At 69.9% G+C, this 9,557-nt stretch carries 12 protein-coding genes; 4 read left to right on the top strand and 8 right to left on the bottom strand.

The features are described from left to right. Nucleotides 1-91: 91 nt before the first annotated feature. A complete protein-coding gene (locus tag ACZ63D_RS35165; protein ID WP_465358646.1) occupies nucleotides 92-652 on the bottom strand; it encodes a snapalysin family zinc-dependent metalloprotease in 561 nt (186 codons plus the stop codon). A 145-nt stretch (nucleotides 653-797) separates the two neighbouring features. After that, complete coding sequence (locus ACZ63D_RS35160) at nucleotides 798-1,412, bottom strand: YbaB/EbfC family nucleoid-associated protein (protein ID WP_465358645.1); 615 nt, start codon at nucleotides 1,410-1,412, stop codon at nucleotides 798-800. A gap of 125 nt (nucleotides 1,413-1,537) precedes the next feature. On the opposite strand from ACZ63D_RS35160, the gene ACZ63D_RS35155 reads away from it, so the two are divergent. From ACZ63D_RS35155 to ACZ63D_RS35140, 4 genes are all read left to right on the top strand, one after another. Continuing rightward, nucleotides 1,538-2,155 (top strand): TetR/AcrR family transcriptional regulator, encoded by a 618-nt coding sequence (locus ACZ63D_RS35155; RefSeq protein WP_465358644.1) that lies wholly within the window; start codon nucleotides 1,538-1,540, stop codon nucleotides 2,153-2,155. 151 nt (nucleotides 2,156-2,306) lie between these two features. Beyond that, complete coding sequence (locus ACZ63D_RS35150) at nucleotides 2,307-3,515, top strand: cytochrome P450 (RefSeq protein WP_465358643.1); 1,209 nt, start codon at nucleotides 2,307-2,309, stop codon at nucleotides 3,513-3,515. 13 nt (nucleotides 3,516-3,528) lie between these two features. Further along, nucleotides 3,529-3,723, top strand: a complete 195-nt coding sequence (locus ACZ63D_RS35145) for a ferredoxin (protein WP_465358642.1) — start codon at nucleotides 3,529-3,531, stop codon at nucleotides 3,721-3,723. A 49-nt stretch (nucleotides 3,724-3,772) separates the two neighbouring features. Next, on the top strand, nucleotides 3,773-4,555 hold the full coding sequence (locus ACZ63D_RS35140) for a TetR/AcrR family transcriptional regulator (RefSeq protein ID WP_465358641.1): 783 nt from the start codon (nucleotides 3,773-3,775) through the stop codon (nucleotides 4,553-4,555). 32 nt (nucleotides 4,556-4,587) lie between these two features. Here the strand turns inward: ACZ63D_RS35140 and ACZ63D_RS35135 are convergent, their stop codons facing one another. Genes ACZ63D_RS35135 through ACZ63D_RS35110 form a run of 6 tightly spaced genes read right to left on the bottom strand, consistent with a single transcriptional unit; the run spans nucleotide 4,588 to nucleotide 9,309 of the window. Continuing rightward, entirely contained in the window at nucleotides 4,588-5,343 is a 756-nt protein-coding gene (locus tag ACZ63D_RS35135; protein WP_465358640.1) for a methyltransferase domain-containing protein, read from the bottom strand. Nucleotides 5,344-5,353: 10 nt separating this feature from the next. Further along, entirely contained in the window at nucleotides 5,354-5,584 is a 231-nt protein-coding gene (locus ACZ63D_RS35130; protein ID WP_465358639.1) for a putative acetyltransferase, read from the bottom strand. After that, the gene (locus tag ACZ63D_RS35125) at nucleotides 5,581-5,820 is read right to left on the bottom strand and encodes a glutaredoxin family protein (RefSeq protein ID WP_465358638.1); all 240 of its coding nucleotides are present in this window, start codon (nucleotides 5,818-5,820) and stop codon (nucleotides 5,581-5,583) included. The genes ACZ63D_RS35130 and ACZ63D_RS35125 overlap by 4 nt, the downstream gene beginning before the upstream one ends. Further along, nucleotides 5,817-7,937 (bottom strand): phage holin family protein, encoded by a 2,121-nt coding sequence (locus ACZ63D_RS35120; RefSeq protein WP_465358637.1) that lies wholly within the window; start codon nucleotides 7,935-7,937, stop codon nucleotides 5,817-5,819. The genes ACZ63D_RS35125 and ACZ63D_RS35120 overlap by 4 nt, the downstream gene beginning before the upstream one ends. Next, nucleotides 7,934-8,521: a DedA family protein gene (locus ACZ63D_RS35115; protein ID WP_465358636.1), complete on the bottom strand. Its 588-nt coding sequence runs from the start codon at nucleotides 8,519-8,521 to the stop codon at nucleotides 7,934-7,936. The genes ACZ63D_RS35120 and ACZ63D_RS35115 overlap by 4 nt, the downstream gene beginning before the upstream one ends. Continuing rightward, entirely contained in the window at nucleotides 8,518-9,309 is a 792-nt protein-coding gene (locus tag ACZ63D_RS35110) for an MBL fold metallo-hydrolase (RefSeq protein WP_465358635.1), read from the bottom strand. Before ACZ63D_RS35110 ends, ACZ63D_RS35115 begins: the two co-directional genes overlap by 4 nt. Between the last annotated feature and the right edge of the window lie 248 nt (nucleotides 9,310-9,557).

The raw sequence follows: 9,557 nt of genomic DNA, 5'->3' as shown, positions 1-9,557 counted from the left end.
AGAGGCGATGGACGTTTCCCGCCGAGACCGCCACGAGAGACAGGGCGCGCCCCCCCCTCCCCCCCCCCCCCCCCCCCCTCGCCCATCGGTCTCAGCCGACTGGCATGTTCTCGTAAATCCGCTGCTCCGGACCGGCCGTCACGCGAAGGCCGTTCGCCCACAGCCGCTGCACCCGGGACGCTTCCTGGGAGTTCGGGTTGGCGTTGTGGCAGGACGGGCCGGGGCCGCCGCCCGACATCAGTTCGGAGCACGGGCCCGAGTAGTGGTCCGGCAGGCCGAGAGCGTGGCCGGTCTCGTGCGCGGTGATCCGCGTGTTGTCGTACTGGCGGGCCTGGGTGTAGTCGATGAAAATAGTGCCCGAGCCGTGGCCGTCGGTCTGCGCGTACGACCCGCGCGGGTCGTTGCCCTCGACGTACCGCAGCGACGCCCCGGACGAGCGTTCGACCAGCTTCACGTTGGTCACCGCGCGGTTCCAGTTCGCCGCGCCCGCGTTGATCGCGGCCCGGAACGACGGCGCGCCCGACGTCGAGTAGTAGACCGTGGTGGTCGCCGCGGCGGCCGGGGCCGGGGCAGCGACCGCTACGCCGCCCGCGAGCGGCGCGGCGGCCACAGCGAGCGCGATCGCGCCGGACAGCACGAACTTCCTAGACATAGAAAGCTCCTGGGGGAGTTGGGGAGATTGCCGGGTTTGCGCGCGCCCTACCCAAAGTAGGCAGAAGCTCCCGGAATGTGACCCCACTTTCGTACGGTCCGGTAAATGGTGATTTCCCACCACTAACGACGGGTTGACACCCTGCTCACCACGGCTGCATTTCGTCGTCGTCCTCGCCCGCGGCGCGTCGGCGGTGCGGACCGGACGTCGGCCGCGGCGGCTCGGGCGCGGCTGGAGGCGGCGGGGTGGTGCCGGGAGGCGGCATCGGCGGACGACTGTGCGTGGCTCCGCCCGGCGGGGGCATCGGGCGTCCGTAAGCCGCGCTGCCCGGCGGCGTCGTGCTGCCGGGAGGAGGTCCCGCGTACCGGGCGGGCGGTTCGGCGCGCGGCGGTTCAGCCGGGGGCTCCGGCTCCCGCTCTTCCTCGGGCTCCGGCAGATACGACTTGACCACGTTCATCATCTCGCTGTCGCCGGCGATCGGCTCGAACGCGTCGATCACGTCACGCGACACCTGGCGCTGCGCTTTCCCGTAGGCGTCCATGATCGAGGCGGTGAGCCGGGCGCCGCCGTGCCGCAGGGCGCGGTCGTCGATCTCCAGGTTCTTGAGCGCGCCGTTCGGGGCGACCGAAACTGTCACCAGCCCGTCGGCGGAGCGGGCGCGGCCCTCCGCGGTGCTCAAAGTTTCCTGCAGGGCAAGGCTTTTCGCCTGCATCTCGTCAATCCGCCGCTGGAAGTCGTCCAGCCACCCCTGATCGTCCACCGGCGAACGCTATCGATCGCCCGCGCCCAGTTGGTGAACCTCGGATGGCTGACGGGCGACGAAACGATCGACATCCGCGGCGGGCCGGAGCGGACGGGGGCAACGCGAGCGGTAACAATGGGCAGGTGTCCGAAGAAGTCCAGGCCCGCACGCGCAATCGCTGGGGCGAGGGCGAACGGCTGCGCGGGGACATCCTCGCCGCGGCCAGCAGGCTCCTGTCGGAACTCGACGGCGAGGACGCGCTCACCATCCGCGGCGTCGCCCGGGCCGTCGGCATCGCCCCGGCCAGCATCTACCAGCATTTCAGCGACCGGGCGGCGCTCGTCGCCGGACTCGTCGAGCACGAGTTCGGCCGGTTGCGGCTCGCGATGGAGGCGGCCGAGTCGCGGGTGCCCGCCGGCGATCCGGTGGGCCGGGTCCGCGCGTTGCTGCACGCGTACTGCCGGTTCGCGATGGACAACCCCGGCCACTACCGCCTGATGACCGCCAACGGGTCCAGCCGCACGTCGCCGGATGTCCGGCCGCACGGCCCGACGATCGATCTCGTCGACCGGATCACCGCCGCGTTCGCCCGCTGCGCCGAGTCCGGGGCCGCGCTCCGGGTGCCCGCCGACCGGGCCGGCGTGATCGCGTTCGTCGGCGCGCACGGCCGCGTCGCGCTGTTCCATTCGTCTGGAAAGCAGCCGAACGAGGACGCCGTGGTGAGCTTCGCCGACGAGCTGCTGTCGCTCATTTTCGCTTGAGCCACGGGCGTTTTCGCCCGATTTCGGCCCCTCGTCCCCGGCCATCCCGGTGATCTTTGGACCCGGGTCTGGGCAATCGTTCACCAAGTCGCCTAACATGTGTTCGGTAAGTATCCGAACGATCGTTTGGCGACTTCTCCAGGAGGCTGTGATGGCCGAGGTCCGGCCCGTAGAGCAGTTCCCGATGGCCCGGGGGCGCTGTCCGTTCGATCCGCCGCCCGCGCTCGACCGCAAACTGCGCGACGAGCCGGTGTCGCGCGTGCGGATCTGGGACGGCAGCGAACCGTGGCTGTTCACCCGCTACGAAGACGTCCGCGCGCTGCTCGCCGACCCGCGCGTGAGCGCCGATCCCGACCGCGCCGGCTATCCGCCGCAGACGCCCGGGATCAAGGCGCGGCGCAGCCGGTTCAAATCCTTCATCGGCATGGACGACCCGGAGCACGCCGCCCAGCGCAGGCTGCTCACCGGCGATTTCATGGTGAAGAAGGTCCAGCGGATGCGGCCGCGGATCCAGCAGATCGTCGACGAACTGCTCGACGAGATGCTGGCCGGTCCGAAACCCGCCGACCTCGTGCAGGCGTTCGCGCTGCCGGTGCCGTCGCTGGTGATCTGTGAGCTTCTCGGCGTGCCGTACGACGACCGCGATTTCTTCCACCGCTGCAGCAAGATCCTGGTCTCGCGGGAGGCCACCGCCGAACAGTCGCTCGCCGCGGCGGAAGAGCTGCAAGGCTATCTTGGACGGCTGGTCGAGAAGAAGATCGACGATCCGGCGGACGACGTGTTCAGCAGGCTCGCGACCGGACCGGTCGCCACCGGCGCGATGACCGTCGAAGAAGCGGCGTCGATGGGGCAGCTGCTGCTCGTCGCCGGGCACGAGACCACGGCGAACATGATCGCGCTCGGCACGGTGGCGTTGCTGGAGAACCCGGACCAGCTCGCCGCGGTCCGCGACGGCGACGACGCCTTGCTGGCCAATGCGGTCGAAGAGCTGCTGCGGTACCTGACGATCGTCCACTCCGGACGCCGCCGCGTCGCGCTCGAGGACCTGGAGATCGGCGGGCAGACCGTGCGCGAGGGCGAAGGCCTCGTTGCGGCCACGGACATCGCCAACCGCGACGAGACGCAGTTCCCCGAGCCGGACAAGCTCGACGTCACCCGCAAGGCGCGCCATCACGTCGCGTTCGGCTACGGCGTGCACCAGTGCCTCGGCCAGCCGCTTGCCCGGGTCGAACTGCAAGTGGTGTACCGGACGCTGTACCGGCGGATCCCGACGCTGCGGCTGGCGAAGCCGCTGGACGAACTGAACTTCAAGCACGACATGGTTGTCTACGGGGTGCACGAACTCCCCGTGACCTGGTGAAAGGAGTCGCGAGATGAAGGTGGTCGTCGACCAGTCCCGGTGCGTCGGGGCCGGGCAGTGCGTGCTCGTCGCGCGCGAGGTGTTCGACCAGCGCGACGACGACGGGATCGTGCTGCTGCTGCAGGAAAACCCGCCCGAGGAACTGCACGCCCGAGCGAAGGAGGCGGCGCAGCTCTGCCCGGCGCTCGCGATCGAGGTGGACGGCTGAGCCAGCGGCCCCGGCGGTCCTTTATCCTGTAAGGGGAAAGGGGTCGCCGGTGGTCGTGTTCGCGGGGCAGGGCGACGCCCGCCGTTCGATGGAGCTGCTGTGGCGCGCGGGCGCCGAACCGCGCAGCGCGCCGGGGCCGAAACCCGCGCTGAGCGTCGACCTCATCGTGGCCGCGGCGATCGAACTCGCGGACGCCGAGGGCATGCCGGCGTTGTCGATGCGCGCGGTCGGGGAACGGCTCGAGCGCACGGCGATGGCGCTGTACACGTACGTGCCGAGCAAGACCGAGCTGATCGACTTGATGTGCGACCAGGTGTTCGGCGAGCTGCGCGACGACCACGACCTGTCCGGCGGCTGGCGTCCCGCTTTGCTTGAGCTGGCCGGTGACCTGTGGGATTTCCATCTGCGGCACCCGTGGCTGCTGCAGGTGTCCTATGCGCGGCCGGTGCTGGGGCCGGGCGAGTTCCGGATGCAGGAAACGATGCTGCGGGTGCTGTTCGCCACCGGCCTGCCCGCCGGTCAGGTGCGACGGCTGGTGGGTGCGCTGCTCAACGTCGTGCGCGGGGCGGTGCAGATCGCCGCCGAATCGCGGTTGGCGGTGAAGGAAACCGGACTGTCCGATCAGGACTGGTGGCGGGCGCGGACATCGGCGCTCGGCGAGCTGGCCCCGGATCTGGCACAGCGGTATCCGAACGTCGCGCGGCTGGGCGAGGAAGGTGCACCGCCGCCTGCCGGGGTGTCCTATTTGGAGCATGAGGCGCGGCTGAGCTTTGAGGCTGGGGTGGCGGTGCTGGCGGACGGGATCCAGGCGGCGGTCGGCAGGGTGTCGTGAGTGTTTATGCCGGTTAGAACCGGCATTGCCGCTCACGAGGGCTTGCGCGCCTCGATCAGGTACCGAGTAGTCGTCGCCACGAACGGTCCCTTCCGCAGTTCCTCGTGCAGCTCGCGCAACCGCGGCAGATATTCGTCCACAGTGAACCCCGGCACCATCCAGATCACCTTGCGCAGGAAGTAAATCACCGCGCCGATGTCGTGGAACTCAGTGCGCAGTTCTTCAAACCGCAGGTCCACCACCTCAAGCCCGGCCTGCTCCGCCTCGGCCTTCGCGCGGTCCGGGTGGCGGCTGTTGCGCACCTCCGGCGGTTGCGGCCCGAGGAAGTACTCGACCAGCTCGAACACACTCCACGGCCCGACCTGCTGCGACAGATAGCTGCTACCAGGCTGGAGCACTCGCGCGATCTCGTCCCACCAGACGGTGACCGGATGCCTGCTGACGACCAGTTCAAACGTGTTGTCCTGAAACGGAAGCGGCGGCTCGTCGGTGTCCGCGACCACGGTCGCCCCGCGCGGTTCGAGCAACTTAGCGGCCTTCTCGATGTTCGGCGGCCACGATTCGGTGGCGACCGTCAACGGCGGCAGGACTGGCACTCCCGCCAGCACCTCGCCCCCGCCGGTCTGGATGTCCACAACGGACTGGACGTCCCGCAGCCGTTCGCCGAGCAACCGCTGATAGCCCCAGGACGGCCGCTGCTCGCTGGCCCGGCCGTCGAGCCAGGAGAAATCCCAGCCGTCCACGGAGACTGCTGCGGCCTCGTCTACCAACTCGTCGAAGGTGCGCATCTGTCGATCGTCACAAATCCGGCTCGGGCGGGCCACTCGATTTCCGCTGCGGAGGCGGTGGCACCGGTTTCGCAGCGACCACCGCGGCCAACGGCACGACCACCAGGCCACGTTTGGTCTCGACAGTGCAGGTCTCACCGTCGCGGGCGCGCAAGGAACCGAGTGCGTCAGTGAACCCGCCCTCGATTCGGTACCGCACGACAACCCGCATGCCCAGCGGGAGTTCGGTCAGCGGAGTCACCGCGACAGGTGGGTGTTCAGCTCGTCGTCGCTCGGCTCCACGAGGTGGCTGCCGTCCGCGAAGACGATGGTCGGGATGCGGCGAGCGCCGTCCTGCAGCTGGCGCACGCGGGCTTCGGCGGCGGGGTCGGCCTCGACGTCCACGTAGTCGTACTCGACGCCTTTCGCGTCGAGCAGCGCGCGGCTGCGTTTGACGTCCGGGCACCAGCTCGCGCCGTAGACGATCGGGTTGCTCATGACACTACCTCCGAAGGGACGACAGCGGGTTTGTCCTCGGCCGCACCGGGTTCCGGGTGGCCGAGGAAGGTGAGCCAGTCGCGGAACACCCGGTGCACGGCTTCCGCGCCGACGGGTTCGCCCGGTGCCGGGAATTCTCGCGGATACAGCAGGAAGCCGCGTTGCTGAGGTCCGCCGAGCCCGCCGTGCGAGCCGACGTGCCGTTCGAACGGCGAGGACTGGTCGGAGTCCGGGTCATAGCGGCTGTTGATCATGATGTCCGCGCAGTGCGGGAAACTGTCGACGCGCTGGACCAGTTCGGCGGCGTACGGGCCGTAGCCGGCCAGCGGGTCCTCACCGATCACGACACCGGTGGCCAGCCGCTTCAACCCGTCGCGGCCGAGCACCACCGGACCGAATTCGCGGCTGCGGACCAGAATGAACCCGACGCCGTCGTGGTCGACCAGCGTCGGCAGCAGGTCCGGGTACTCGCGTTCGATCGTCTCCAGTTCGACCCGGCCCTCGTGTTCGGTGAACGACACCATCGCCAGATGCCCGGATACCACCGCGACGACCCCGGGTGCCACCCGCGTGACCTGGCCCGGCGAGCCGGTCGCGGTGCGTGGCCGGTCGTCGGCTCCTTCCGCGCCTTCGACGCGGGCCCGCAACCGACGGGCGATCAGGCCGCCGCTCGCGCTCGCCTCGGCGAGTGCGGCGTTGACCTGCCAGCTTTCCGCCTGCCTGCGCTTTCCTTGTTCGGCAACGGGTTCACCGCCGCAGAGCCGTCCGATGAGCGCCTCGATGGTCTCGCCGAACCGGTCGACGAACGCCTGGCCCTGGGTTTGCCCGTGGTCCGAAAGCCCGACGATGTGGTACTTCCGCGGGGAAAGCCGCCCGGCTCGCAACAGCCGCGCGAACTGCTGGTCGATCGACCGCAGCACCTCCAGCGTGTCGAACCGTTCGATGCCGGAGTGGTGCGCGACCTCGTCGTAGCCGAGGAAATCCGCGTACACCACTGGCCGCCCGGCGAGCATGTCGCCGATGATCGCGGACACCACGACGTCGCGCGCGATCACCGTGGTGCCGGGGCGGGCAAGCGGGTAGAGACCGCCGCGCGGGATCCGCGGCAGCACGCCAGCACGTCGCTGCTTGGCCGCCGCGGACAGCTCCCGGACGACGTCGGCGAGCGCGACCCCGAAGGTCCGCAACGCGTTGATCGGGTTGGCGAAGTAGGCGCGATACCCAGCGCCGACCTGCCCCCGCCGGCGTTTGCGCGGGGTGAGGACCGGCACCGAACTCATGGTCAGGCTGACGTGCGGGGCGTCGCCGGAGAACAGGTTGCCGTGGCTCGCGCCGCCGATCGACAGCAGCCCGCGTCCGTCGCTGTGCCGCCGTTCGATCTCGGCCGCGTCGGCCGGATGCGCGCACGCCATGACGTGGTCGCGATCCTTCTCGTACCAGCGGAAACCGAGAATGTCGTGGTTCGAACCGTGCAGGATCCCGCAGACGCTCGCGCCGGTCTGCGAACTCCAGTCGGTGTGCCAGCGGGTGAGCGAATGCGTGCCCTCGGACAGCCAGTTGGCGAAGGTTGGCATGTCGCCGTCCCGCACGGCGCGGCGGACGGTGTCATAACCGAGTCCGTCGATCTGCAGGAAGACGACACCGGGCGGCTGGTCGGCGAAATCGGTGCGGTGCTTGGCTTTCCGCCGGCGGCGGGCGGCCCGACGGAAGAAGATCTCGTCCTCGTCGACGGCCAGCACGCTGGAGATCACCGCACCCACGGCGGACATCGCGACGGTGATGACAACCGCTGTCGAGAAACCGTGCAGCTCAACGCCGGGCACGGCCTGCAGGATCGCCAAGGCCGCGGCGCTGAGCAGAATGTAGGTGCCGACGCCGAGGGTGAAGTACGCGATCGGCCACGCCACCCGCACCACGAGCGGCCACACCACCGAGACCAGCAGACCGAGGATCAGCGCGCACACCGTCGGCTGCCACCACGACTGCATCGTGAACCCGTCGAGCCACGCGTCGAGCAGCCGCAGCGCGCCGGTAACCGCCACCCAGACCAGCAGGACCCGCGCGACGACCCGGCCGCCGCGCAGCAACCGGCCCTTCGCTGGAGCAGGGGTCGTCATCGGTGCCCTCCCGTCTGGTTGGCCGCCCGTTTCTTGGAGATCAGCGTGGTCAGCACGGTCACTAGCAGCACCAGGACGGTGGCGAGCAGCGTCGCGACGAGCGGTGAGTCGAAGATGCCGCCGCTGAGGATGCCCAGCAGCGCGTAGGCCACCGCCCAGAGGACGCAGGCCAGCAGGCCCGACGGCAGGAACTTGCGCCAGGGGTAGCCGAGGGTGCCCGCGGCGAGCAGGACCGGGATGCGTCCGGCGGGCACCAGGCGGCCGATCACCACCAGCTGCCAGCCGCGTCTCGCGAACTGTTCGCGGCCTTTCGCCAGGCGTTCGGCTTGCTGCCGACGCTCGACGAAGCGCAGGAGAGGTTCACTGCCGAATCTCGGGACGGCGAAGGTGATCACGTCGCCGAGGTACGAGCCCGCTACGGCCAGCAGGATCACCAGCGGGAGGGAGAGGTGGTCGGTGGTCATCGCGACGGCGGCCGCCGCGCCCACGACCGCGCCGGTCGGGACGATCGGGATGACGGAGCCGAGCAGTACTCCGCCGAACAGCGCCGGGTAGCCGATCGCTGACGGGTCTGTCCAATTCACCCGCGCTCCTCCCGGGCGGGGAGCAGGACGTCGGAGCCGGGGCGGGTGTGCAGGACCTCGGTGTCCAGGCCCCTGCAGCGGACGTGGTGCGCGAAGGTGCGCGGGGGCTCCACCAGGAGCTGGCGCATTTTGGCGGTGCGGTGGATGCCGGGGACGGCGAGGGTGCCCCAGTGGACCGGGACCGCCGTGCGGGCCTGCAGCAGGGCGGCGGCTTCGGCGGCTCGTTCCGGCGTGAGGTGGCCGGGGCCGAGGTTGGGGCCCCAGCCCCAGACCGGGAGGAGGGCCACGTCGACCGGGCCCAGGTCGGCCATGCCGGGGAAGAGGTCGGTGTCGCCTGCTGAGTAGATCCGGTGGTTGTCGGCTTCCAGGAGGTGGCCCAGGGCAGGGCTTTGCGGGCCGTGGGTGAGGCGGGGGCCCCAGCGGTGGCCGGAGTGGACGGCTTCGGTGGCGGTGATCTTGAGCGGGCCGGAGGTGAGGGTTTGGCCGGGGGAGATTTCTTCCACCGCGGTGAAGCCTTGTTTGGCCAGCCATCGGGCGGCGCCTCGGGGGACGACGATTCTCGTGGCTTTGCCCAGGAGTTTCAGGGAGGGGAGGTGGAGGTGGTCGCCGTGGAGGTGGGAGATGAGGACGACGTCTACCGCGGTCCAGGCGGTGACGTCGGGTTTGGGGACCACGCGGGTGAGGGGGCCGATCCAGCGGGTGAGGACTGGGTCGGTGAGGGCGACCTGACCGGCTAGTTCCACGCGGGTGGTCGCGTGGCCTAGGAAGTGGAGGTTCGGGCTGGTCACGGGTTCGAGTATTGCCGGATGTGCGGCGGGATGCTCGGTGGAGTGGTGGGGGGCACCCTTGCGGGGTGCTCGTCGCCCTGGGGGGCGACATTGCACCTGGGGTGGCGTGGGGCACCCCGAAGCTGGATTGTGCTGACGGTCTGGGGGGGGGTGTCGCGGAGGGGAAAAGGCCCTTACCCACCCCCCCCACACACCCAGAAGCGCCTTCTCCCTGTGCTGGGGGGTGTGTTGGTGTCTCCAACGGCGGG

Source organism: Amycolatopsis sp. NPDC104775 (genome assembly GCF_055583325.1).
Note: the sequence above shows the minus strand (reverse complement) of the source record. Positions and strands in the feature narration are given on the sequence as shown.

Bases quoted from the DNA above. Each gene is read 5' to 3' on its own strand.
- ACZ63D_RS35165 (WP_465358646.1), bottom strand. From the start codon at position 652: ATGTCTAGGAAGTTCGTGCTGTCCGGCGCGATCGCGCTCGCTGTGGCC.
- ACZ63D_RS35150 (WP_465358643.1), top strand. From the start codon at position 2,307: ATGGCCGAGGTCCGGCCCGTAGAGCAGTTCCCGATGGCCCGGGGGCGC.
- ACZ63D_RS35145 (WP_465358642.1), top strand. From the start codon at position 3,529: ATGAAGGTGGTCGTCGACCAGTCCCGGTGCGTCGGGGCCGGGCAGTGC.
- ACZ63D_RS35135 (WP_465358640.1), bottom strand. From the start codon at position 5,343: ATGCGCACCTTCGACGAGTTGGTAGACGAGGCCGCAGCAGTCTCCGTG.
- ACZ63D_RS35125 (WP_465358638.1), bottom strand. From the start codon at position 5,820: ATGAGCAACCCGATCGTCTACGGCGCGAGCTGGTGCCCGGACGTCAAA.
- ACZ63D_RS35120 (WP_465358637.1), bottom strand. From the start codon at position 7,937: ATGACGACCCCTGCTCCAGCGAAGGGCCGGTTGCTGCGCGGCGGCCGG.